The following is a 25026-nucleotide window of genomic DNA, read 5'->3' on the forward strand; positions in this document are numbered from 1 at the left end:
AATAATAAGGTTGAAAATGATACGAACAGTAAGAAAAAACCTGCGTAGGCACACTCTTCTGCTGACCTGCGGTGCGTTATTGGTCCTTACGGGATGCACGACCACACAAGCCCCGCCGCCCGAGCGGATGACCTTCGATACGCTTCAGCCATTCCCGCTCTATGTGGCCTCTTATGAAATCCAGAACCAGACCGCGCCGATGCTCGGCTTTGCGGATGAGAGCGTTGATGTCGGTTTTGTCGCGTCCGTGAACAAGACCGTAGACGACTACCTGCAACACCGCTTCTCGGCGGTCGGAACCAACGGCAAATTTTTGGCCGTTCTCAAGGAGGCATCCGTCAAAAGCAGTGTCCTGCCTTCGGACAACAAGTTCGGCGCATGGATGGAAGTCGATAAGCGTGACCGCTTCGATATGAAGGTCGTCGTCCACATGGCCATCTTCGGCGTGGGGAGTTACGAAAAAAGGGGGATCGACGTCGTGGCAAACAGGATGCTGACGGTCCCCGAACACGTAACACTCGCCGAGCGCGAAAGGCTTCAGATGGAGGCATTGGATAACTTGATAGACGATCTCGACGCGTCCATCCAGCAGGTCTTGAAGGAGGATTTTCAGGTCTTGCGCTGACACTAAGATCAGGCCAGAAAGCAAAAAAAGTGCGGGAGATTATCCCGCACTTTTTTGCTGTTCGTTGCGTATCTCTCTTATTTAAAAGTGATATTGGCGCGGCGGTTGGCCGGTTCGCGCACATTGTCCGGGGTGGGGACAAGAAGTTCATCCTCGCCGCGGCTTTCGATATTGATCAGGTTCTCGGGAACGCCGAGCTTCACAAGCGCGTCACGTACGGCAGTGGCGCGTTTGAACGCCAGACGCTGGTTGTAATCGGAGGCGCCGGATGTATCGGCATGACCCTGAATATTAACCTGCGCGGGGGTATTCTTGGACACTTCCTTGGCCACAGCTTCCAGAACGCTGTTCGCGCTGGTGCTGATATCAAAGGCATCCCAGTTGAAGAACACCAAGTACATGGCCTCTTCGGGGATCATCGGAGGAGGCTCGTCAGCGGCCACGGGCTGCGGCCCCTGCTGGACCAGACCCTCAAGTTCGTTCATAGCATCCAGAAAACCCTTCTTACAGCTAAGGATATCCTTGGTCTGCCAATTCTCTTCCTGCTGCTCGATCCAGCAGTCATAATTCACTTGCGCTTTGGCGGCAGTGGCAGGGGCAATCTCGCGTCCGCCAAGATCAAAGGCAACGACAAGGCGCCCGCGGGCGGCGCCCAGTTCCTTGATATGCTCCTCGCTCAGGTTCCAGTCATTGACAGGCTCGGGCATCACGCTCTCGCCGGAGGCGGAAGCCAGACCCTTGCGGGCGAAGTGCAGAGCATCGGGATAATCGAACATATCCTTAAGTTCGCGGTTCGCGAACGTCTTGTATTCGGTGGCAAGAGCCTGCGTAAAGGGGCTGCCGACGGCTTTCGCCTCATTCAGGGCATCGACCTCACTGTAAACGTCGAAAACGGTACATCCGCTTAAAGCGATCATACCTGTGACTAGAAGAAGATTACGCAAGGATTTCATAATGATTGCCCCCTTAAATAAAAGCAAAGCCAGAGAGTATACTTATGACAGTTATCAACCAACTTACACACCATTGTAAAACTGTCCATTACAGTTTTTATATCCAGAACAATGTAATGTAAAGCTTAGTTTATGATTTTTAATCATTTTGATGGGTTCAGAAAATGAAAAGAGCTTTTTTGCATTGCACAATAATAAGGAACGCATATAATTTTTGCTGTGGTGCACAAAATTAGGAGACTCCCATGAGAATACTCGCTGAAAAACCAAGGAAAGCTGCCTTTCTCATAGACAATGGTTTCTCTGAAATCGACTTCGCCGATTCGTCTTCGGTTCTGGAGAAGGAAGGCTTTTTCATAAAGACTATCGGCACGGGAAGTGAGGCGGTTCGGGCATGGAGCGCAGGGAATTGGGGCGGAACTTATGCCATTTCGGCGGCCCTTCCGAACGCGCACCACTCGGACTATGACGTGCTTGTAGTTCCGGGGGGGCGCAGGAGCGTTGAAAAACTTAAGCTGAACCGTGGCGTCCCGGCCTTTATTCAAGGGTTCGTTTCATCAGGGCGACCGATAATAGTATATAACAGCGCCGTTGATCTGCTTCTGTCCCATAATCTTCTCAAGGGAAGGACAGTGAGCGCACCCCGGAGATTGGTAAGTTATATTGAGCAGGCAGACGGAGCATGGACAGACAAGCCATCAGCGGTCAGCGGGGGAATTCTGTCCCTCACCCGTCAGGAGACGGGATTTTCGGTCGAGATCAGAGCTTTCCTCAAGAAGCTCAGTGTTTTGGAATCTAAGGGGCAGAAATCTTCTGCTATCGCGCAGGGTAGCCACAAAGCCGCTTGATTTTTTGGCAGGACGCCCCTATTTAAAACACGCAGTACCATAGAGGGGGCAAATATGCGCGCAGAAATTCAAGCGGTTGTCAGCGATATTGAAGAATCGCTCGAACTGCTGAGGAGGAATCTTTGACTGGGAAGCTTCGCTCCTCCGCCTTGAAGAATTAAACAGTCTCGCCGAAACCCCCGATCTCTGGTCGAACCCTGAAAAAGCGCAAAAACTCATGCGTGAGCGCACACAGGTCGCCAGCGCCATAGACTCTGTCCGTGCGATCGAGGGGCGGTTAAGCGATAATATTGGCTTGCTGGAACTGGCGGAACTCGAAAATGACTCGGCTATGGTCGAGGAAACCGAGAAGGCGCTGGACGAGCTTCAGGTCTTCGCCCGCCGCAAGCGTATGGAAAGCCTTCTCAGCGGTGAGGCGGACAACAACGATGCCTACCTTCAGGTCAACGCAGGGGCAGGGGGCACCGAGGCGCAGGACTGGGGGGAAATACTGGCGCGGATGTATATGCGCTGGGCCGAACAGCATAACTACAAGGTCAGTATCATCGAAAGAAGCGACGGCGAGGAGGCGGGCCTCAAATCCTGCACCATGAAAATCGAGGGACCGCAGGCCTATGGCTGGTTGAAGACGGAAACGGGCGTCCACCGTCTGGTCAGGATATCGCCCTTCGACTCCAACGCCCGCCGCCACACCAGCTTCGCATCCATATCGGTCTCCCCGATCATCGACGATGAAATTAACATCGTCGTTGAGGACAAGGATTTGCGCGTGGATACCTACCGCTCCAGCGGCAAGGGCGGGCAGCACGTCAACACGACCGACAGCGCCGTGCGCCTCACCCACATCCCGAGCGGCATCGCCGTGGCCTGTCAGGCCGGCCGCTCCCAGCACCAGAACAAGGCCGAGGCTCTAAGATTGCTCAAGGCCAAGCTCTATGAGGCCGAACTGAACCGGCGGGAGGAACAGGCGGCCAAGGATCATGGCGAAAAGACCGACATCGGTTGGGGGCATCAAATTCGCTCTTACGTGTTGCAACCCTACCAGATGATCAAGGATGTCAGGACCGGGGTCGAAACCTCGAACACCCAGGCGGTTCTGGATGGCGATCTGGATTCTTTTCTGGAAGCCTCTCTGGCTCAGGGCGCGGGCAGACGCTAAACTCATCCACAGAATAAGAAAAAACTAAAAAAATCAGTTATTTCAGTCTTATATAAGGCTTTGTGAAATAATATTTGAGAATTATGGTCAAAAGTGTATGATTTGACGGTTATTTCGTAAATCAAACACAGTGAGTCCCATGAAGAACGGTTCTGCCACGGGCTGCATCACGAACAAAGCGGTTTTCCGAAAGACACATGGCCTAGCTTTATGTGCTGCTTCAATCATTCTGGCTCTTTTTGCCGCTCCTCCGGCATATGCAAAAAGTGAGATAAGAGCTTTGCGCGAACAGGTTCGGGAGTTACGGGCCAAAAACGAGCAGCTTGAGGCCGCACTGGAGCAGAGCGGGACAAAGACGCAAGAGGGGGAGGTTGTGCCACCCTCCGGGCAGCAGGAAAAACAGCTGAAAAACGATAGCAAGGCTTTGGAGTACAACAAGAAGATCAGGGAACTGGAGACATTCAATAAACAACTCTCGGGAGCAATAGCAGAGCTCCAGCGTCAGAACAAGGCCTTGCAGGAGGCACAGTCCGAGCAGGCTCAGCGGATGGGGCAGGCCCAGGCAGAAAATCAGAAGCTAAAGGACGTAACATCCAATCAGGAAAAGTTGCAGCAGGCTCTCCAGACGCAGATGAGCGAAAGCGAGCGCCTGAAAAATGAATTGGCTGCAGCGCAACAAAGATACGCGGAACTGGAAGCGAAAAAGAGCAAGGCCAATTCTGAAGAGGTCGGGCAACTGCAACAAAGTCTGGCCGAAACACAGGCGGAAAACCAGAAACTTAAAGGGGATACATCTAACCTGGAAAAGCTTCAGCAGGCTCTCCAGGCGCAGATGAGCGAAAACGACCGCTTGAAAAATGAATTGGGCGCACAACAGCAAAAGTACGCAGAGTTGGAGACACAAAAAAATACGGCGAGTTCCGAATTGCTGGGCAAGCAGCAACAAAGCCTGTCCGAACTGCAGACCGAAAACCGCAAACTCGCGCAGGCTCTGGCGGATATGACTACCAAGGTTGTTGATCTCGAAAAACAGCAGGGCAACAGTCAGCAAGACGCCCAACTGACACGCGATATGGCCGCGCAGTTGGAGGAGCTGAATAAAAAATATGCCGCGTTGGAGCAGGAAAACCTGGCCCTGACCAGCCGGGGTCAGCAAACCAACCCGGAAAAATTGCAGGACTTGATCGACCAGAATAAAAGTCTGCGCGAAACGATCCGCGCCCAGAATGACGCCATGAAAATGACCGACGGGGCGTCCAAAAAGACCGCAGCTTTGCAGCAGGAAAATGAGGAACTGCGGCAAGCTCTGGCGGCAACGCAGCAGAGCCCCGAAAATCAGGAAACCGTCAAACAGCTCCGTCTGGAGTTGGCAACTCTGCAGAATGAATTGAATGTAAGAAAGGAGCAGCAGTCAGGTATTGAGGAGTTAAAGCAAACCGTGTTGGCGCTCCAGGAACAGAATAGCCGCTTGCAGCAAGGACAGATGGCTAAGAAAAACGCTGCATTGTCGGAGTCTGAATCGGGCAACGATGCCTTGGGGATGGCTCAGGTTCTTCAAACGCAAATTGAAAAGGAAAAGTCTGTAAATTCTGAATACCGGCAGAAAATCAGGGAATATCAGGATCAGATTGCGCGTCTTCAGGGGCAAGAGGGGATCAAGCAGCCCCCCACGACCTCGGCTGTGCCGGCCGAACTGGCCTACGACGAAACCGTCCGGTCTCTGATGATACAAAATCAGGAATTGAAAGCCCGCATCGAACTGATGGAACTAAGTGGAAAGAAAAGGTCTAAGTCAAAGACGGAACCAGAAGAGAAAACAAGCGCAGCATCAGAGGCCAGCGATGGGCAGGGACAGCAGATTCATGCGCTCAAAAGTCTGGAAGGCTCAGCGCTTCCCCAAGTAACGGAGAGCGGACAGACAATGACGGCCGCAGAATTGCTGGAGGTCGAGCCGAACACGCAGAATGTTCAGCTGATCCGAAAAAATCATACCGCTCTACCGGAAATGCCCCCGGCGCAGAATGTAGGAGAAGAACCGCAGAAGATACAGCAGGAAAGTCCCGTGGGCACTAACATGATCAAGGTTCAGAAACAAAATACGGTACAAACGCAGTATCATATTCCCAGGATAGAGCCTTCGGCAGGAACCGAGCCTTCGCTGGGAAAGAGCGTCAAAGATAAAGAGAAAATCAGGAAAAACAAATCCGACTCTCAAACAAACGGCTGAATTCAGAGCCTAAAGAGCTTCATTAGGAATCTCACTTGCCCTTCTTGGACTTATCGTCCTCGCTGGACTGGCCGTACCCGACACCAAAGGGCGACATCATCTTCATGGTCTTCTCGAACATCTCCATGTTCTGGCGCCGCAATTCCTCTAGCGTAGTGGGGATAGGGGGAAACATCCCCTCCATATTCCTCATCCCCTCGAAGGATTTGTTGATCTGCTCACGCATCCGTTCCTGATTCTTTACGAACAGGTCAAGGGTCTGCTCCAGATAACCGGGGATAAAATTCTGGAAATTATCCCCGTAAAAACCGATCAGAGTGCGTAAAAAATTTGTAGGGAGGAGATTTTCGCCCTGCGATTCCTGCTCGGCAACGATCTGCGTCAGCACCGAACGGGTGATATCCTTTCCGGTCTTGGCGTCCTGAACGACAAACTCATGCCCCTCCTTGACCATCTCGCACAAATCGTCGAGCGTCACATAACTGCTACGCCCCGTGTCATAGAGTCTCCGGTTAGCGTACTTTTTGATGACGGTCGGTCCGTCCTTGCCATTTCTTGTTTTGGCCATGTTGCACCTGTATGCCGTGAAAGTATGTACGCGAGAGTAATAGTATTATGCACAATTCTGCAGCAAAAAAAAGCTTTGTTTATAAAATGCAAAAACTTTGCCATGCTGCGGGATGTCCAGAAAAAATAAAAACGCAGAAAATAAGCACAGGGCTTTTCGCACGGGCCCGCACCCGCTCCCCGTGCATATCGGTATGGCCGTTGCCGCTCAAAGCGGCATACAGGAATATGTAGCTCCCTATCTCGCGGCTATCGGTGAGAGCGAACTGACGGAAATCATAAAGGGGATTCGGCACTATCAAAGCCATCCTTACAGGGCGAGAAGGCAGAGAACGGTCATTTGGTCCAAAGACGGCGCAACATTATCTAGACCTTCAAAAAGAAATCAGATCCACTTAAAATCAAAGGGATATCCTCTGCTCTTGGTTCCGTCTCTTGTCAATAAAGCGGATATTTTGGATTTGTGTGCCAGCCGCTCACTCTTTAAATGGTTTTCTAAACAGGGATTTGAAGTCTTTCTGCTCGATTGGGGAAACACCACTGAATATAAAAATAATAAAACGATGGAAGGCGTCATATCTTCGCGCCTCTCTCCGGCCATTGAGTATCTGGTGGAAAAATCAGGGCGCCCCGTATCGCTTCTAAGCTATTGCATGGGCGGAACCCTCAGTCTGGCAACCGTCACGGCGTTGCAGCATAGAGTGGAAAAACTGGTACTGATGGCCGCGCCGTGGGATTTTAAAACCCGCAATCCGGTTTTATCCGAGCGCGTGCGGACATGGGCGCCCTTGGTGATGAATGTTATCGAGCAAAAAGGTTTTCTTCCGGCGGAATGGACTCAGGCATTGTTCGCCACTCTGGACCCCGAGGGATCGGCAAAAAAATTCGCCCGTTTCGCCCGCATGGATCAGGACTCGGCAGACGCAAAGCTTTTTGTCGCCGTGGAGGATTGGTTGAACGATGGCGTGGATTTGTCCGCAGAAATTGCCACGCATTGCTTGCGGTATTGGTTCGCGCAGAATGCGCCCGAACGCGGCGAGTGGACTCTGGGCGGCAGGCGAATCGACCTCGCGGAAGTCAAATGCCCCGTGATGATTGTGGCCTCGACGGGGGATCGGCTGGTCCCCTATGCGGCCGCAGCAAGCGTAAGCGAAAAACTGAAAAACGCACAGACCGATATTCTGAAACTCGATTGCGGTCATATCAGTTTGATCGCCGGAAGCCGGGCGGTCGAAACGGTCTGGAAACCGATCGCGCACTGGTTGGCGCAATAATCTGTCAATTATATGTTGCAAACTTTCCCTTGGCTGTTATTTTGACCGGATATTTCAGCCATTTTTTTCGAGGATAGAATCCATGAGTAACAACGATCCCGTCGTCATCGTCTCTGCAAAAAGAACAGCTATCGGCAATCTTGGTGGGGCGCTCAGCAGCCTTCCGGCAAGCAAACTGGGGGCACTGATCCTCAAGGCGGTTTTGCAAGATGCACAAAGTTTAAAACCCGAAGAAGTGGATCAGGTGATTATGGGGCAGGTCTTGACAGCGGTCTGCGGCCAGAACCCGGCGCGTCAGGCCGCAATACAGGCCGGAATTCCGCAGGATAAAACCGCGCTGACCATCAATCAGGTCTGCGGCTCGGGCCTCAGGACCGTTGCGCTCGGGATGCAGGCGATCCTCTGCGGTGAAAGCGAAATCGTCCTGGCCGGCGGGCAGGAAAGCATGAGCCTCTCGCCCCACGCGGCCATGATGCGCGAGGGCGTCAAGTTCGGTAACGTCGAGTTCAAGGACACGATGATCGTCGATGGCCTCTGGGACATCTTCAACGACTATCACATGGGACTCACCGCTGAGAATATCGCCGAAAAATACCAGATCACCCGCGATCAGCAGGACGCCTTCGCCGCGCAGTCGCAAAACCGGGCAGAGGCGGCCATGAAGGCCGGAAAATTCAAGGCCGAAATTGCCCCGGTCAGCATCGAAAAGAAAAAGGAAGCCGTGACGGTCGATCAGGATGAATTTCCGCGGTCGGGCGTAACCGCCGAAAGCCTCTCGAAACTGCGTCCCGCCTTCAAGAAGGACGGCACGGTGACCGCCGGCAACGCCTCCGGCATCAACGATGGAGCCGCCGCCGTGCTTCTCATGCGCCAGAGCGAAGCGCAAAAGCGTAAATTGGTTCCGCTGGCCAAAATCACCTCATGGGCCACCGCGGGGGTAGACCCGTCGATCATGGGCACAGGTCCAATCCCGGCAACGAAGAAAGCCTTGGATAAAGCGGGATGGACGGTCAAGGATCTCGATGTAGTGGAATCCAACGAAGCCTTCGCGGCACAGGCGCTCTCCGTGCAAAAGGAAACGGGGTTCGATCCGCAGAAGACCAACGTCAACGGCGGCGCCATTGCGCTCGGTCATCCGATCGGCGCTTCGGGAACCCGCGTCCTCGTGACATTGTTGCATGAAATGGCTCGGCGCGACGCACAGAAGGGCTTGGCCACCCTTTGCATCGGCGGCGGCATGGGTATTGCCATGTGCCTTGAGCGCGAAAAGGGCAGGGACTGGAAGAAGGTCGCCTGAGCAACGTACAACAAGATTTAGTAATCGGAGTAGCCAATATGAACAAAGTCGCTATCGTGACGGGCGGAACGCGGGGGATAGGCCATGCGATTTCTCTCTCACTCAAGGCCGATGGATTTGACGTTGTCGCCACTTATCACGGCAATGAGGAAGCGGCGCAAAAATTCCGCACCGAAACCGGATGCGAAGCCGTCAAATTCGATGTCGCCGATTACACCGCCTGTGAGCAGGCGCTCAAAATAGTCGAGCAGAAGCACGGGCCGATTCAGGTTCTGGTCAACAACGCCGGAATTACACGCGATGGTATGCTGCACAAAATGCCCAAGGAAAATTGGCACGAAGTGATCGAAACCAACCTGACCTCCTGCTTCAATATGTGCCGCCTGATTGTGCCGGGAATGCGCGAGCGCAGCTTCGGCCGCATCATCAACATCAGTTCCATCAACGGTCAGAAGGGCCAGTTCGGACAGGTCAATTACTCCGCAGCCAAGGCGGGGATGCTCGGCCTGACGAAGGCCTTGGCAACAGAAGTGGCCGCTAAGGGCATTACTGTAAACGCCATCTGCCCCGGCTATATCGCCACGGATATGACGGCAGGAATGAAGCAGGAAGTTCTGGATTCTATCATCCGCCAGATTCCGGTTACCCGTATGGGCCATCCTGACGAAATAGCGGCGCTGGTTTCCTTTCTGGCCTCGGAAAAAGCCGCCTTCATCACAGGCACGACCATTGCAGCAAACGGAGGTCAATATATGTCCTGACCGGAAAGGCTTGGGACAAAGCAGATTATGAGAAAAGACACGGTCATCCTTGAACGCCGTTTTGTAGCGGCCGGCACGGTCCTGATGAAGGAAGGGGATGATCCCAACTGCGCCTTTTTAATCCAGTCGGGTCTGGTCGGCGTTTATGGCGAAAAGCAGGGGCAAATGGTCGAGCTTGCCCGCTTGGGGGTTGGCGAAATTTGCGGCGAAATGGCCCTGTTTAATGACGACAAACGCACGGCCACGGTCAAAGTTCTGGAGGACTGCAATCTGATCGTCATATCCCGCCAGACGCTTAAAGAAAAGCTGGAACGCAGCGATCCAACCATTAGAGCTCTTGTGGAAATGTTAAGCCAAAGACTGGTCAGCGGAAATCTTTCAGTGACCAACAAAAAGACCAACGTTCAGGATTTAATCGACATGGCGAACGTCCTTTTTGACAATGTGGCCGAGTCATTAACAGAAAAAGACCGTGCTAAATTCCAAAAAAACGTCCGTCCGCTTATGGCGGACTTCCTTGAAAAATTGGAAAAATACCGCAAAAGAGCCAAGAAGTAAGCGCAGGGTCAGCGCTTGCCCCCCGTATGATTTTACGGCTATAAAGCACCGGAAACCGACATTATCGATTCGCATCCTAGAGGAGCCTGCCGATGAAGCGCGCTTTGATTATTGTTCCATTCGTACTCGTGGTTTTGCTGGCTGTGGCGCTGGTCGCCCCCGGTTTCATGGACTGGAACCAGTATAAGGGCCAGGCACAGCAGCAGGTAAAAACCTACACGGGTCTGGATCTGGAATTGGCCGGAGACATCGGCTTTACGATCTTGCCCTCGCCGCGCTTCATGGCCGAAGGTGTCACGATCAAGGCGCCCGAAGGATCAAAATCGGAAACCCTCGTCGCTTTTGAGCGTCTGGACGTCAACGTCGATCTCATGCCGCTCCTCAGCCAGAAAGTGTCCATAAAATACATCACGCTGGTCAAGCCTCACGTGAATCTGGAAATGCTGGAAGCAGGAAAGCTGAACGCCATGACGCCGGAACTTGAAGCTTTGGCCGGCGGCGAACAGCAGGATCAAAGCCAATCTGCTAAAACGCTCACCCCCGCAATCTCATTGGATAAAATTGTCATTGATGACGGTCAGTTCTCTTACTATGACCACAAAACCAAGGCCGAAACACTCATCCGCAACATCAACGCCGACCTGATGGCGAAAACCCTGTTCGGCCCCTATCAGGCCAAAGGGTCGCTGTTTTACGAGGGAAATTCGGCCGACTTTGATCTCCAGGCCGAAAAATTTGACGCTAGGGCGCAGCAACTTAATCCAAAGCTGAAACTGACTCTCCAGCCGGGCGATATCGAACTGAGTTACGCAGGAACCCTGAACTTCAAGGAAACAGTCGGCGGGCAGGGCGCTTTGAGCCTGAACATCCCGAACGTCGCTAAAGCGCTGGAACAAAATAAAATCAGTGGAATTAAGGGCTTAAACGTCCCTTTGAAAGTAAAGGGTCTGCTCACCGCCGATACGCAAAAGGCCGATTACCGGGATTTTGAATTATCCTTGGGTGAAAACGCATTTACGGGATCCTTCGGCGCTCTGCTCGATCCCCTGAAATATGCGCTGGAACTTAAAACCCAGAAATCCGTAAAAATCGCGGAACTCCTTCCCGATCTGGCGATGTTCAAAAACGGCACCTTCAATCTGAAAATCGAAGGCGATAAGAATACGACCAAAATCCACGAAGGCGAGATCAAGCTCGACGATCATGAATTCAGCTTGTCGGGCGCTTACACGCCACAGACCAAATCCGGTCGCCCCCTCGCGGTGGTTGATTTTTCGACCGCTGTCCTGGATGTGGATATGTTATCCGCCAAAATGCCCGCGTCGCAGGATCAGTCCGGCGATCTGGAATCCTCCCTGCGGTCCGCAGCGATTCCCTTCGATATGGATTTAAACCTCAACGCGAAAAAGCTGAAATATAAGGGCCAAAATCTTGAAAATATCGGCGTCAAGGCCAAGTTCCGCGAAAATGCAGTGAGCGTCTCCGGCCTCACCCTGAAGAATTTTGCCAAATCCGACATCACGGCCAGCGGCGGCATCGACAATATCCGCGCACTCAGCGGCATGGCGCTGAACCTTTCGGTGGATACGGCCGATGTTCAGGCTTTGGCCAAGGCGCTTTCGGTCGATGCCTCCGGCCTGCCGAAGGATATGGGCAAAGCCTCCATCAAGGCTAAACTGGCCGGATCGGCGGACGCAATGGACATGACTGCGAATATTGCAGCCCTGAACGGCGAACTCATAACGCAGGGCAAGGTCAAAACCCCGCTGCAAACCCCCTCCGTCAGCGGCATGACCGTCCAGCTCAAACACAAGAACATGGCCGAGGCCATGCAGAAATTCTCCGGTGCGGCCGAACAGGATCCGAACTTCAAAAAGCCGTTGGATGTATACGCAAAAATCTCGCAGGACGGGCAGACTTATACCCTTGCGGGCTTGAAGGGCGACCTGGCCGGATTTACGGTCCAGGGCGATGCGAAAATTGATCTCACCGCAACTAAACCCTACCTCTCCGGCGACTTGAAATTCGGCAAGGTGGTACTGGCCTCCTCCGTGACCACCGGAAACGCCGCGCAAAAAAGCACGGCCGAGCGTTGGTCGAAGGACACAATCGATACGGCGGGCCTTCATGCCGTCAATGCGGACATCAACCTTTCGGCTTCCTCCATCACCTACGGCCCATGGCCCCTCGAAGCCCCGCGCATGAAACTCGCGCTCAAAGACGGGGTCATGGAAATCACGGAGATGCAGGCCGGTTTGTTCGAGGGCCGCATCGCCATGTCCTCCACGGTGAAATCAGCCAATCAGCCGCGCCAGCCTGTCCACATCGAGGCAAAAAGCAGCCTGACTGACGTTTCGGTCGCGAGGCTGGTCAAGGCGCTGGCGGGTTCGCAGATGATCGACGCCAGCGGCAAGGTCAGCACCGAATTGGAAATCACGACCTCGGGCACCAGCCCCGCCGCATTGGTGTACGATCTGGGCGGGCAGGGCACGGTAACGGGCGGCGACATCGTCCTCAACGGCGTCGACGTCACCCGCTTCGCCGAAGCTTTATCGGATGAATCCAAACCCGGCGACTCCCTGCTCGGCCTGTGGAAGGGCACGACCAAGGGCGGCAAAACCGCCTTCGACACGCTGGACGGAAACTACGTCATCCGCGAAGGCGTCGTGACAATTCAGAAGCTCGATCTCGACGGGCCAGAGGCGAATATCGCAACGACCGGAACCGTAAACCTGCCGAAATGGACGTTGTCCACAAAACATAAAATTACCGTGAAGCCGCAGGGCGACGTGCCCGCCGATATCCCGCCCTTCGAAATGGCCTTCAGCGGCCCGCTTGACAACCCCGCCCAGACCTTCGGACAGGGAGTCATGCAGGATTACCTCAACCGGAAGATTAACCGCAAATTTGAAAAACTTCTAACGGACAAGCTGGGCTTGCCGGGCGAGGAAAAGAAAAAGCCTGCCAAGGGCCAGCCTCAGGAAGTCCTCCCGAGCAGCGGTGAGGAGGAAATAACACCCAAGGAACTGACGCCGCAGGATATCCTCCAGCAGGTGCTTGACCCGGAGCCTCAGCCCGAGCCTGCCGCGCCGAAGCCGCAGCCTGAACCCGTTCCGGCACCGGCGGAGCCACCGCCGCAGGATGTAGAGTCCATCGTGAAGGAAGTCCTCCAACCCGAACCGCAACCGGAAGCACAACCGCCGCAGGAAGAACCAGCGCCCGTAGCCGAGGAGCCGCAGGCCCAGCCGCCGCAGGAGGAGCAAAAACCCGAGGAAATCAAACCCGAGGACGTCGTGGAGGATGTGCTGAAAGGGTTGCTGCAGTAACTATGGCAGAACTTCTGTTAGAGGGTCATAACAAAGTACTCGGAGCCCAGTGAGAAGAAAGATATCAATTAAGAGAAACAACACGACAAGGGTCAGAAAAACAAAAGCCGTAAAATGAGGCCTATAAGACCTATTAAGAAAAGTATAGGCCACGAGTTCTGTAAGCATCAAAAAGCCCAGCAGAGAAAAAAACAACATTTGTGAATGTGTTTCACAAACCACGCCTAAAAAAACGCGATCTAAAAAACCACTGAGATAAGCAAAAAAATCAAGAATGGCAGTAATAGTTATCCCAATCAAACTAACTGCAGCAAGCTTTTGGTCATGGTGATAGCGTAAAGAACGGCTTGATATGAGCGAAAGTAGGACAAAAGGAGTAAACAAAAATAAAAATAGGCTTACTATGTTTGGTATCAGCCAAGTGATTGTCCCAAAGAAATGGTCTGAAAAAGCAGCAAAAACAATATCAATTGCTGGAGCCACTATAAAAAGAAAACATACGCCCCCGAATATAATTGGCTGAAAGTAATATTCGACAAATGAATTTACAACATTTTGCTTATAGTAAAGCGCATAAAACCAACGCCCTCTTTGTAACAAGAACATAACAAAGAAAAACAGCAAATAAGGATTAATAACTTCTGTAAAAATTGAAGGCACAAAAGGGTAATCGAGTTTCCTGCCCCCCAGAACTTTATGCACGAATGCAAAAGCAGCTATAAGCGCCCAATAAAAAAACCAGAGAAATAAGATAAAAGCGCAGAACTTAAAAAACTCCTTAAAGCCTTTTCGGTTCTCAGCATTCATAAAATTCAATCCCCCTTTTGCTTAAGCACAAAAACCCGGATCGCGCTCGACAAATTCGCGCCGCTCCGCCCTGCGTCGATGTCCGTGATGATCTGGTTCAGGCTCTGCCCGCGCCGCTCGGCTATGACCTTCAGCGCGTCCCAGAACTCATCCTCCAGCGTCACGCTGGTCGGATGCCCGGAAACGAGGACGGAGCGCTTTTTCATGTCTCAGTCTTTTTCGAAGACCAGAACCGTATGATGCGGCTCCATGAAATGGCTCTCGCGGTAATTCAGCCGCCATCCGGCCTCCTCAATGCGCTGCGTCCACCCTTCCGCCGTATCGTAATTCCCGGGCAGGGGCGTGTCATGCGTGGCCGGATCCTGCAGCAGGCGATGAAAAAGATATTCATGCATGAATTGCACGGCCCGGTCCTGCGCCTGTTCGTCCGGCGTCTTTCCGACCGTGGTATTTTCCAGAACCACAAGTCTGTCCGTGACTTTTGAACTGACGCTCCGCAGGATTTCATCGGCCCGCTCCGGCGCCTCGTGGTGCAGCACGTTGTTGAGAACGGCGGCAGAAAAGCTTCCCGAAAGCCCGTCAGTGTTTTCGGATTCGGTTACCTTTAGGTCATTCCGGTTGGAAACAAGCCGCTCGTGGTGCGGCGAGATATTGGCGACAGACCCCCCCTTCATATCCATCATTCGGACCATGATCTGGCCGGAAAACGCCTTAGCCCGCCGTTGCAGCATATCCGCAAAACTATCCCCCACCGTCGCCGCGCCGATATATTTCGTTTCGGCGGGCATCGCCCGGAGGTTCCTATAAATTTCATGTTCTGTCCGGCGGAGATCCCAGCCGGGGCGTTCAAGACATAAGAGGGTGTCGTTCGCAAGCGCCGAAGCCATGAACGGCGCCACGCCCAGTTGCTGGAAAAAACGCGTGTAATCCTCCGCTACGACCTGCCGGATAGTTTCGTTCGCCAGAACCTCCTTGATCCGCTCAAGCAATACGCTGTGATCCTGTGGCTGCATAATACTCCTCGTCCCCGCAAGAGTAGGGCGGGATGAAAGAAAAAAGCAAGAAAATCAGGCTAAGGGACTGAGAAAACTCAATCTCTCGGCTTGATCATATCAATGGGCTTAACCCACTGCGCGAACTGCTCGGCCGTCAGAAGCCCCAGCGCAATCGCGGCATCCTTGAGGGAGGTGCCTTCCGCATGGGCCTTCTTGGCGATCTTCGCCGCATTATCGTATCCGATATGAGGGTTGAGAGCCGTGACGAGCATGAGGCTCTCATTCACCAGCTTTTCGATACGGGCGGTATTCGCCTCGATCCCGACCACGCAATTATCAGTAAAACTGTTGCACCCGTCGGCGATCAGCCGGAGGGATTGCAGCACGTTATAAATGATAACAGGCTTAAACACGTTGAGTTCGAAATGCCCGTTCGATCCGCCGATCGTCACGGCGACATGATTGCCCATCACCTGCGCGCACACCATGGTCAACGCCTCGCACTGCGTCGGGTTGACCTTGCCGGGCATAATGGAGGAGCCGGGCTCGTTCTCCGGCAAATTGATCTCCCCAAATCCGCAGCGCGGACCGGAGCCGAGCAGGCGCACATCGTTGGCAATCTTCATCAGCGAGGCGGCCAGGACGTTCAGAGCGCCCGACGCCTCGACCAGTGCGTCATGCGCCGCCAGCGCCTCGAATTTATTCTCCGCTGTGCGAAACGCAAGGTCCGTAATTTTCGAAACATTCTCGGAAAATTTTTCGGCGAACCCCGCCTTGCAGTTGATTCCAGTTCCTACAGCCGTTCCGCCCTGTGCCAGTTCCAGCAATCGCGGCAACACGGCCTGAACCCGGGCGATCCCGTATTCAATCTGCTTGGCATAGCCGGAAAACTCCTGCCCCAGAGTCAACGGCGTGGCGTCCTGCAAATGCGTCCGCCCGATCTTGACGATATCCTTGAAATCCTTGGCCTTACCGTCCAGCGCCTTGTGCAGATGCTGCAGGGCAGGGATGAGTTCGTGATGGATCTGCTCAACCGCCGAAATATGCATCACGGTCGGAAACGTATCGTTGGACGACTGCCCCATATTCACATGGTCGTTGGGATGGACGGGCTTCTTGCTGCCCATCTGCCCGCCGAGAATTTCAATCGCACGGTTGGAGATCACCTCGTTCGCATTCATGTTAGTCTGCGTTCCCGAACCCGTCTGCCAGACGACCAGAGGAAATTCGTCGTCATGTGTGCCGTCGATCACCTCCTCAGCGGCAGCGACTATCGCTTCGCCGATTTTTGAATCCAGAACGCCCAGTTGCATATTGGTAAGGGCAGAGGCTTTTTTCTGAACCCCCAAAGCGCGGATCAGAGGTTTGGGCATCCGCTCACCGCCGATTTTGAAATTCCCGAGCGAGCGCTGTGTCTGCGCCCCCCAGTAACGGTCGGCGGGGACGTCGATCGGACCGAACGAATCGGTCTCTGTGCGGGTGGAACTCCCGGTTGTTTTGCTAACAGCAGTTTTTGTCATCTTTTCTTTCCTCCAGAAATGTCACATGGCCCATTTTGCGTCCTTCCCGGACATCTTGCTTGCCGTACAAATGAAGGCAAGCGTTTTTTTGATTGAGGTATTTTTCGGAATCCAGCACATCGGCGCCGATCAGGTTCAGCATGACCGCATCGGAATGACGCTCGGGCGACCCAACCGGAAATCCGCAAACCGTTCGGATATGCTGATCGAACTGGGAAACTGCACAGGCGTCGATTGTCCAATGCCCGGAATTATGGGTCCGCGGCGCGATTTCATTGGCCAGAAGCCGACCGTTGCGGGTCACAAAAAACTCAACGGTCAAAACGCCCACAAGGTCAACCGCTTCAGCGACCAGCCTGGTGATCTGCACGGCCTTCGCACAAAGCTCCAGATTATGAGGGGCAGGGACGGTTGTCCGGTGCAGGATATGGTTCCGGTGTTCATTGAGCATCGGCCCGTAAACGGCTGTTTTTCCGGCGCGGTCTCTGGCTACTATGACAGAAACCTCGTCCGTAAAAGAAATGCCATCCTCAAGAATGAGTTGAACTTCAGAATGAGATTCTAGAAACGCAAACAAACCGCGATTATCGTTAATTCCCGAAGCCGGACAGAAAATTTGCCCCTTGCCATCGTAACCGAACCGGGTGGTCTTCAAGACAAACGAATCGCTTCTCCAGCCTTGCACCGCCTCCGTAATATCCTCAAGGGTCTGGACAGCCGTCCAGCGGGCCGTTTCAATGCCAAGGCCGTTGAGAAAGGCTTTTTCAGCCAGCCGATCCTGAGAAACTTCAAGAAGAGCCTTGGAGGGAAACACGGAGTTGGGTTTTAAGGAATTCAGAATATCGACGGTCGAAACGGGGATATTCTCAAATTCATAGGAAATGACGTCCGTGAGGTCCGATAAGGCTTTGAGAGCGAAATGATCCGCATAATCGGCCACAATCGTCTTCCACGCGACATGGGATGCAGGTGAATCATCCTCCGGCGAAAGCACCACGCATTTGATCCCAAGTCGTGCCGCCGCGAGGACGCTCATCCGCCCCAGCTGCCCCCCTCCCAGAATTCCTAATGTTTTGATAGACATATCTTTGTGGATAAGCTGTGCCTGTTGCTATTCGGGAAACTCGGCAACGTCGCGGGTCTGCTTCTCCCGATAGGCTTTCAGCCTCTCGCAAAGCGCGGGATCGGCAAGAGAGAGGATGGAGGCAGCAAGAAGTCCGGCGTTTTTGGCGCCTGAAGGACCGATAGCCAGTGTCCCGACGGGAATACCCCCCGGCATCTGGACGATGGAAAGCAGACTGTCCATGCCCCTGAGTGCTCTGCTTTTAACGGGTACGCCCAGAACAGGCAAATGCGTCAGACTGGCGACCATGCCCGGAAGGTGCGCGGCACCGCCAGCGCCGGCGATAACGACCTTAATGCCTCGGCTTTCCGCGTTTTTGGCGTAATCAGCCATACGCTCGGGCGTCCGGTGCGCCGAAACGATCCGGCACTCATGCGGGATAGCCAGTTCTTTAAGAATGAGATGGGCACCCTCAAGGGTCTCCCAGTCGCTCTGAGACCCCATAAGAACACCGACAAGAGGACTTTTATCCGGCTGTATCACCAGCCGTTTATAGCAAAAGGAAGGGAAAAAGCAACGGGATAAGGCCGACTCAGGCGATAATATCGTCGATGAGAGAACTCTGCAGCTTCTGGATCATATCCTTCAGCCAGAGCTTCTTTTTCTTGAGTTGCTGAAGGTGCAGCAGATTAACGGGCTTATCGCCCTCTGTCGCAAGCTGAATCAGCTCATCAAGCGCTTGATGCTCGCTCTTGTATTCCGCGAGTTTTACGCGCAAATCCTCTTGATCTTCCATGAGAAAAAAATCGTACATTCGATATAAACTTTAAAAAATAATGGTATCACATAATCCTTTGTTTATTAACACAAAATACGCAATTTTACAAAAAAATCTTATGTCTGAGGGGGAATTGCAGGGAAGGGGCGTTCCCTGTAAGGAAATAAGGGGAGTGTTCGCGAGGGCTTCAGGAAAATAATAATTTTTAGGAAAAAAATCATGACAAAGAAGATAGCCATTTTTACCAGCGGCGGCGACTGCGCCGGCCTGAACGCCGTGATGCGGTCGGTCGTAATCGCTGCGGATCGGCTGGGATGGAAGGTGATCGGGGTAGAAAACGGCACGGCTGGCCTTCTGGAGGAAAAGCCCGAATACAGGGTTTTGACGCCAAAAGACTTTGACACTGCAATCATGCGCCTCGGCGGTACGATTCTCGGGACAACAAATTCGCGCAACCCCTTTGAATACAAAATGCCGGACGGCCGGGTTATAGACCGCTCGGACGAGTTGATAACTGCTTTTAAAGCCTTGGAAATTGATTATGTCATCGGAATCGGCGGAGATGGCAGCTTCAGCATACTCAACAGGCTGATGAAAAAAGGCGGCTTGAAATTTATAGGAATCCCCAAAACCATTGATAACGACCTGAATCTGACGGATTACGCCGTGGGCTTCGATACCGCGGTAGCGGTGGCAACCGAAGCGTTGGACAGGCTGCAACCCACGGCGGCCAGCCATGACCGGGTCATGGTGCTGGAGGTGATGGGCCGCGATGCGGGCCATATCGCTCTGACGGCGGGCATAGCGGGCGGGGCGGACGTCATTTTGATCCCCGAGATACCCTATAGCGTGGAGAAGATCGCCGCAAAAATCCGGGCCGTAAAGCAAAGCGGCAGAAACTTCGCCCTCGTAATCGTTTCTGAGGCCGTTAAAACTCCCGACGGCAGGAAATTTGAGGTGGTTTATCACGGCGGTGAAACCCGTTACGGGGGAATCGGCGAGTATCTGGGTGTAAAAATCGCGCAAGCCACAGAATCCGAGACCCGCGTCACGGTTCTGGGGCACGTGCAAAGGGGCGCAAGCCCGACCTGCAATGATCGTCTTTTAGCCTCGGCTCTGGGCGTAAAAGCTGTCGATTTGCTCAAAAAGGGGCAATTTGCCCGCATGGTCGCCTGGCAGAATATGAATGTCGTTGATGTTCCGATCGAACAGGCGATACAAGAGTGCCGAACCGTAGATAAAGGCGGAATGCTCGTCAACACCGCCCGCTCGCTGGGGATTTCCTTTGGCGATCAATAGAAAAAAAGGTAATATACCCCAGTTGGAGTGCGGCTTTGGCTGTTTATAACTGCAAAAGCTGGGAACTTATAGTGTTTTGAGACTTGCGGCCAGTGAAGAGTAGAGCTAAACTTTCCCCCAAATTATTGATTTTCTTATCCTGTTACCCATTTGAAAGGGTCTGATTTCTTATGCTCTACGTACAACAATCGCTGGGGCCGGACGAGGAGCTAGTCCATATTGGCCAGTTTCACTGGATGTACACGGTCGGGGCGTTTTTCTCGATTATCTGGAGTCTCCTTCTAGGGGTGGTAATTATTATCGGTGCGATAAAGCTTTATATTATTTTCGGTAATGAACCTATGAAAAATGCAGGGGTAATGGAATCCATTTTGATTCTTCATCCAGTTATTCGCCTCGGGGCTTTTTTAGTCTTCATATTTGGTTTGCTAAAATTCGCGCACATGATGGTCGTTAAGGCCACGACGGAAATTGCAATTACAAACAACCGTTTGATTTTTAAGCGCGGGCTTGTAGCCCGGCAGGTTGGTGAAATCAACATCGACCGGATCGAAGGGGTGAACGTGTTGCAGACCATTATGGGAAGGGTATTCAACTACGGCCGTATCATGGTGCGCGGTATGGGCGTGGGGGAGGTTGTCCTGCCTCCGATTGAAGACCCCATAGCATTCAGGAAGGCAATCGAAAAGGCAAAAGCGTTATGACGGCAGCAGAAGAAAAAGCAACGAAAACGCCCGTTGGAACACGGCAACTATCCTTTCAGGATCAGGAGCTTAAGAGAATGATGGTCTCAGGGGAGGATGTGGTTCTCAGGGCCAAGCTTCATAATGCGATATACTGGAAATCCTTAGCTGTTATCATCATGGGTCTTATATTTTTGTTTTTTGTTGCACGGCCACTGGGGTACCTTCTATTGACTGTTGGGGCAATAATGGTAGCTCTCGCTATGATTACAAAACATTATCTCCTTCTGGCCATTACCAACAAACGCGTGCTGGCGCGTTACGGTCTGCTGCAGATGGATGTCGTGGACATCCGTTTTAGCAAAATTGAAAGTATTGACCTGGAGCGTATGCTTCCCGGCCATCTTTTCGGCTACGCCAGTGTTGTGGTGATGGGCACCGGCCAGCGCTTTATCCGCATCCCCTATATTGCCAACGCCGAGGCGTTCCGGCGTTATCACAACGAGATTACCTTGGTTCGCGAGGGAATCCACGAGGATGATGTAGGCGATCTGCCTGAGCCATCGTTGGAAGGTAAGGGCGCGAAGAAGAAGGCGGCCCGCCGGGGGAAGTAATATTTCGATGTCCTCTTGTCTAAGTTCATAAAAGACGTTATCCGTATTCGTCATGTTTGACGAAAAGAAATCGCATAAAAAGACCGTCTCAGGCACAGAGTGGAACAAGGACCGTCTGGTCAGCCGCTACGTGACCGAAGGCCCGAAATCCGCCCCGCATCGCTCCTACTATTACGCGATGGGCATGACCGAGAAGGAAATCCATCAGCCTTTGGTCGGCGTAGCGACGTGCTGGAACGAAGCCGCCCCCTGTAACATCGCCCTGAACCGTCAGGCGCAATCGGTCAAAAAAGGCGTCTCCGAAGCCGGAGCGACTCCACGTGAGTTTACGACCATAACAGTGACTGACGGCATAGCCATGGGCCACGAGGGGATGCGCTCCTCGCTGGTCTCCCGTGATGTGATTGCGGATTCCGTCGAACTCACCATGCGCGGCCACTGCTATGATGCACTGGTCGGTCTGGCCGGATGCGATAAATCCCTGCCGGGCATGATGATGGTGATGATCCGCCTGAACGTCCCCAGCATTTTTATGTACGGCGGCACGATCCTTCCCGGCAAATTTCGCGGCAAGGATGTGGATGTCGTCAACGTGTTCGAGGCGGTCGGCCAGCACGCCGCCGGGACCATGTCCGATGAGGATTTACATGAACTGGAATGTGTGGCCTGCCCCTCGGCGGGCGCCTGCGGTGGACAGTTCACGGCCAACACCATGGCCTGCGTGTCAGAAGCCATAGGGCTTGCATTGCCAAATTCCGCCGGCGCACCCGCGCCCTACGAAAGCCGGGATGAATACGCCCGCGCCTCCGGGGAGGCGGTCGTGGAACTTATCCGCAGCGGTGGTCCGCGCCCCCGCGACATTGTGACAAGAAAGGCGCTGGAGAACGCCGCCGCGATTGTCGCAGCAACGGGCGGCTCCACGAATGCCGCCCTGCACCTGCCCGCGTTGGCTCATGAGGCGGGGATCGAATTTAATCTCTTCCACGTCGATGAGATTTTCAAGAAGACGCCTTATATCGCGGACCTTCGCCCCGGCGGAAAATACGTGGCCAAAGACCTCTTCGATGTTGGTGGCGTTGGTATCGTGTTGAAAGAGCTTCTAGATAACGGCTTTATTCATGGCGACTGTCTGACTGTGACGGGAAAAACCATGGCCGAAAACTTGAAAGACGTTAAATTTCCAAAGGATCAGAAAGTCGTCTACCCTGTGAAAAACCCGCTGCACCCGACGGGCGGAGTGGTCGGTCTAAAGGGCAATCTCGCCCCGGACGGCGCGATCGTCAAAATCGCCGGAATGAAAGACTTGGTCTTCAGCGGCCCTGCACGCGTCTTTGACGGGGAAGAAGCCTGCTTCAACGCCGTTCAGAAAAAAGAATATAAGGAAGGCGAAGTCCTCGTCATCCGCTACGAAGGCCCGAAGGGCGGTCCAGGTATGCGCGAAATGCTCTCCACCACGGCGGCGCTCTACGGGCAGGGGACGGGCGGCAAGGTCGCCCTGATCACCGATGGACGCTTCTCCGGCGGCACGCGCGGTTTCTGCATCGGCCATGTCGGACCGGAGGCAGCGATAGGCGGCCCCATCGCTTTGATTAAAGACGGCGACATGATCCGTATCGACGCGGAGCAGGGGACTCTTTCTGTCGATCTGACCGAAGAAGAACTGGAAAAACGCCGCAAGGACTGGAAACCCAGAACCAATAATTACAATTCCGGCGCACTCTGGAAATACGCCCAGCTTGTCGGCCCCGCCAGCGAAGGCGCGGTCACCCATCCGGGCGCGAAGGCGGAGACGCATATTTTCGCTGATCTGTGAACACCTTGGCCCGAACAGGGATTTTATCAAGCCAAAAGCGATTACGGCGTATAGGATAGCGGAAGGTCAACACTACCCACCTGTATTTCGCCCTCTGAACGTGACTGCATCAAGAAAAAGTCAAAGTAAAATTATTCAAGCCGTCCTCATCTGTGCAGCCTTCATTATGTACGGGCCGCAACCTTTACAGGCGATGGCCGACGGCGGCGCCTATGTGGGTGAGTATCAGCAAAGCCCCTCCACACAGTCGGCGCTGGAGGTTCTCGATCAAGCCGCTCTAGAAAATTTCTATACGCAGAGAAGCGGCGAGCCGTTCTGGCTCAACCGCAACCGACTGAACAAGCAGGCGGCCGTAATGATACAGGCGATACAAAACTCATGGTCCCATGGCCTGAACCCGGAAACTTACCACTGGAGCCGGATAGCGGGCTTGATGGGGCCAAAAGTGAAGGCAGGAAAAAAAATTCCGCTCGAAAAAGATTCTCTGATGAATTTTGAATTAATGCTTACCGATTCTTTTGTCCGCTATGTCCGCGATCAAAGTGGGATGCGAGTCAAGGCTTCGGCGCTGGGGCTGGAGGCTTCTCACTGGCGTCAAAGGCCCGATGTGGCCTCTGTGCTGGCTTTGCTGAACTCCGAGGGCGACTTCGAAAAACTTCTCCGCTCCGTCGAGCCGCAGGGAGCAACCTACAAGGCGCTGCAGGCCGAACTCCTGACACTGACAAAAAAATGGCAGGAAGACCCCGCAGCGCAGGTTGAGCCCATCCGTATGGCCAAACCGCTTTCTCCAGGGAAATCTCATGCGGAAGTCCCAAAATTGCGCCAGCGCCTCGGCCTGCCGGAAATTCAGGAAAAGGACAACCGCTTGATCTACGATACGGCTCTGGTGGAGGCCGTGAAGCAGTTTCAAGCTGAAAAAGGCTTGAAATCGGACGGCGTCATCGGCGCTAAAACGCTTTTTATCCTGAACCAGAACCTCAAGGACAAGATTCGGCAAATCATCGTCAATCTGGAACGTTTGCGCTGGATGCCGACGGAAGACACCTCAAAAGTGATTATGGTCAATCTACCCTCGGCAACGCTGTGGGCGCTCGAAAACGGACAGGTCAAAATTGAAATGCCCGTCATCGTCGGCCGCCCCAAACGCGCCACACTGTCTTTCAGAACCGAAGTGACGGGTGTTCGCTTTAACCCCGACTGGACCGTTCCCCCGACCATCCAGAAGGAGGATATCCTCCCCAAACTCATCGACGATCCGGGCTATCTGGTCGATAAGGGCATGGAGATTTATCAGGGTTACGGACAGGAGGCACAGACCCTCGACCCCATGGCCACCGACTGGGCCGCAATGACGCCCGAGGAATACAGATCTCTCCGGCTGGTACAGATTCCAGGCTCCCACAACCCTCTGGGCCGGATCCGCGTTCTTATGCCCAACCGCCATAACATCTACTTGCATGATACGAATGACCGGAAGCTGTTTGGCCGCTCCGATCGCGCTCAATCCTCGGGCTGCATCCGTCTTCAGGAGCCGGAAAAGCTGGCCAGCTTTATCCTTTCGAACCGGGAAGGCTGGTCCGAGGAGAAACTGAGGGCCAATATCAAAAGCAAAAAAACCAGGGACATCATGATCCCGCAAACCATTCCGGTCTACCTGTTATACTATACCGCTTGGATCGGCCCGCAGGGACAGGTTGTGTTCGGCGAAGACATTTATTCTCATGATAAGAAACTTTTGCAAGCGCTTGAAAAAAATAATGGAATTTATATTCCTAATAATAGCAATAGTTTAGTGGTCAAGATCGCCGATTAAACGGCATCACACTTCCCCCGAATCGGTTTTTATCTTTACTCACGAA

At 53.3% G+C, this 25026-nt stretch carries 23 protein-coding genes; 14 read left to right on the forward strand and 9 right to left on the reverse strand.

Going from position 1 to position 25026, the window contains the following annotated elements:
• Nucleotides 1–10: 10 nt before the first annotated feature.
• Nucleotides 11–625, forward strand: coding sequence for a hypothetical protein (locus IPN28_07595; GenBank protein ID QQS56170.1), 615 nt, complete (start codon nt 11–13; stop codon nt 623–625).
• 77 nt (nt 626–702) lie between these two features.
• Here the strand turns inward: IPN28_07595 and IPN28_07600 are convergent, their stop codons facing one another.
• Nucleotides 703–1578 carry an OmpA family protein gene (locus tag IPN28_07600; GenBank protein ID QQS56171.1) on the reverse strand — a complete coding sequence of 292 codons (876 nt, stop codon included), beginning with the start codon at nt 1576–1578 and terminating at the stop codon, nt 703–705.
• Between the two features lie 245 nt (nt 1579–1823).
• Here IPN28_07600 and IPN28_07605 point away from each other — a divergent pair, with 245 nt between their 5' ends.
• From IPN28_07605 to IPN28_07615, 3 genes are all read left to right on the forward strand, one after another.
• Nucleotides 1824–2426, forward strand: a complete 603-nt coding sequence (locus IPN28_07605) for a DJ-1/PfpI family protein (protein QQS56172.1) — start codon at nt 1824–1826, stop codon at nt 2424–2426.
• 54 nt (nt 2427–2480) lie between these two features.
• Nucleotides 2481–3585, forward strand: a protein-coding gene (gene prfB / locus IPN28_07610; protein ID QQS56173.1) for a peptide chain release factor 2 whose coding sequence is annotated in 2 segments (ribosomal slippage) — nt 2481–2549 and nt 2551–3585 — 1104 coding nt in all. Because the reading frame shifts where the segments join, the coding sequence is not laid out codon by codon here.
• 139 nt (nt 3586–3724) lie between these two features.
• The gene (locus IPN28_07615; GenBank protein ID QQS56174.1) at nt 3725–5812 is read left to right on the forward strand and encodes a hypothetical protein; all 2088 of its coding nucleotides are present in this window, start codon (nt 3725–3727) and stop codon (nt 5810–5812) included.
• Between the two features lie 31 nt (nt 5813–5843).
• Here IPN28_07615 and phaR read toward each other — a convergent pair whose 3' ends face one another.
• A complete protein-coding gene (gene phaR / locus IPN28_07620; protein QQS56175.1) occupies nt 5844–6380 on the reverse strand; it encodes a polyhydroxyalkanoate synthesis repressor PhaR in 537 nt (178 codons plus the stop codon).
• A 421-nt stretch (nt 6381–6801) separates the two neighbouring features.
• Here phaR and IPN28_07625 point away from each other — a divergent pair, with 421 nt between their 5' ends.
• From IPN28_07625 to IPN28_07645, 5 genes are all read left to right on the forward strand, one after another.
• Nucleotides 6802–7653, forward strand: a complete 852-nt coding sequence (locus tag IPN28_07625; protein ID QQS56176.1) for an alpha/beta fold hydrolase — start codon at nt 6802–6804, stop codon at nt 7651–7653.
• An 82-nt stretch (nt 7654–7735) separates the two neighbouring features.
• Nucleotides 7736–8950: an acetyl-CoA C-acetyltransferase gene (locus IPN28_07630; GenBank protein ID QQS56177.1), complete on the forward strand. Its 1215-nt coding sequence runs from the start codon at nt 7736–7738 to the stop codon at nt 8948–8950.
• A 38-nt stretch (nt 8951–8988) separates the two neighbouring features.
• Nucleotides 8989–9711 (forward strand): acetoacetyl-CoA reductase, encoded by a 723-nt coding sequence (gene phbB / locus IPN28_07635; GenBank protein QQS56178.1) that lies wholly within the window; start codon nt 8989–8991, stop codon nt 9709–9711.
• Nucleotides 9712–9738: 27 nt separating this feature from the next.
• On the forward strand, nt 9739–10269 hold the full coding sequence (locus IPN28_07640) for a cyclic nucleotide-binding domain-containing protein (protein ID QQS56179.1): 531 nt from the start codon (nt 9739–9741) through the stop codon (nt 10267–10269).
• Nucleotides 10270–10361: 92 nt separating this feature from the next.
• Nucleotides 10362–13595 carry an AsmA family protein gene (locus IPN28_07645; protein ID QQS56180.1) on the forward strand — a complete coding sequence of 1078 codons (3234 nt, stop codon included), beginning with the start codon at nt 10362–10364 and terminating at the stop codon, nt 13593–13595.
• On the opposite strand, the gene IPN28_07650 is transcribed toward IPN28_07645, so the two are convergent.
• The 7 genes from IPN28_07650 to IPN28_07680 form a co-directional block, all read right to left on the reverse strand.
• Nucleotides 13596–14402, reverse strand: coding sequence for a hypothetical protein (locus IPN28_07650; protein ID QQS56181.1), 807 nt, complete (start codon nt 14400–14402; stop codon nt 13596–13598). It abuts the gene before it with no gap.
• A 5-nt stretch (nt 14403–14407) separates the two neighbouring features.
• Entirely contained in the window at nt 14408–14608 is a 201-nt protein-coding gene (locus IPN28_07655; GenBank protein ID QQS56182.1) for a ribbon-helix-helix domain-containing protein, read from the reverse strand.
• A gap of 3 nt (nt 14609–14611) precedes the next feature.
• On the reverse strand, nt 14612–15415 hold the full coding sequence (locus tag IPN28_07660) for a hypothetical protein (GenBank protein QQS56183.1): 804 nt from the start codon (nt 15413–15415) through the stop codon (nt 14612–14614).
• A gap of 77 nt (nt 15416–15492) precedes the next feature.
• Nucleotides 15493–16917, reverse strand: coding sequence for a class II fumarate hydratase (gene fumC / locus IPN28_07665; GenBank protein QQS56184.1), 1425 nt, complete (start codon nt 16915–16917; stop codon nt 15493–15495).
• Nucleotides 16898–17995, reverse strand: coding sequence for a 5-(carboxyamino)imidazole ribonucleotide synthase (locus tag IPN28_07670; protein QQS58565.1), 1098 nt, complete (start codon nt 17993–17995; stop codon nt 16898–16900). The genes fumC and IPN28_07670 overlap by 20 nt, the downstream gene beginning before the upstream one ends.
• Before the next feature lie 33 nt (nt 17996–18028).
• Entirely contained in the window at nt 18029–18484 is a 456-nt protein-coding gene (gene purE / locus IPN28_07675; protein ID QQS56185.1) for a 5-(carboxyamino)imidazole ribonucleotide mutase, read from the reverse strand.
• 88 nt (nt 18485–18572) lie between these two features.
• Nucleotides 18573–18776: a DUF465 domain-containing protein gene (locus tag IPN28_07680; protein ID QQS58566.1), complete on the reverse strand. Its 204-nt coding sequence runs from the start codon at nt 18774–18776 to the stop codon at nt 18573–18575.
• A gap of 201 nt (nt 18777–18977) precedes the next feature.
• Between IPN28_07680 and IPN28_07685 the strand changes: the two genes are divergently transcribed.
• The 5 genes from IPN28_07685 to IPN28_07705 all read left to right on the forward strand — a co-directional run bounded on the left by IPN28_07685 (nt 18978) and on the right by IPN28_07705 (nt 24980).
• Complete coding sequence (locus tag IPN28_07685) at nt 18978–20057, forward strand: ATP-dependent 6-phosphofructokinase (protein ID QQS56186.1); 1080 nt, start codon at nt 18978–18980, stop codon at nt 20055–20057.
• Between the two features lie 170 nt (nt 20058–20227).
• Complete coding sequence (locus IPN28_07690) at nt 20228–20761, forward strand: PH domain-containing protein (protein QQS56187.1); 534 nt, start codon at nt 20228–20230, stop codon at nt 20759–20761.
• On the forward strand, nt 20758–21354 hold the full coding sequence (locus tag IPN28_07695) for a PH domain-containing protein (protein ID QQS56188.1): 597 nt from the start codon (nt 20758–20760) through the stop codon (nt 21352–21354). Before IPN28_07690 ends, IPN28_07695 begins: the two co-directional genes overlap by 4 nt.
• Before the next feature lie 52 nt (nt 21355–21406).
• On the forward strand, nt 21407–23167 hold the full coding sequence (ilvD, locus tag IPN28_07700) for a dihydroxy-acid dehydratase (protein QQS56189.1): 1761 nt from the start codon (nt 21407–21409) through the stop codon (nt 23165–23167).
• Nucleotides 23168–23333: 166 nt separating this feature from the next.
• Nucleotides 23334–24980 (forward strand): L,D-transpeptidase family protein, encoded by a 1647-nt coding sequence (locus IPN28_07705; GenBank protein ID QQS56190.1) that lies wholly within the window; start codon nt 23334–23336, stop codon nt 24978–24980.
• The last annotated feature ends 46 nt before the right edge of the window (nt 24981–25026 follow it).

The sequence above is a fragment of the Alphaproteobacteria bacterium genome (assembly GCA_016699735.1).
Classification (GTDB): domain Bacteria; phylum Pseudomonadota; class Alphaproteobacteria; order Micavibrionales; family Micavibrionaceae; genus JAGNKE01.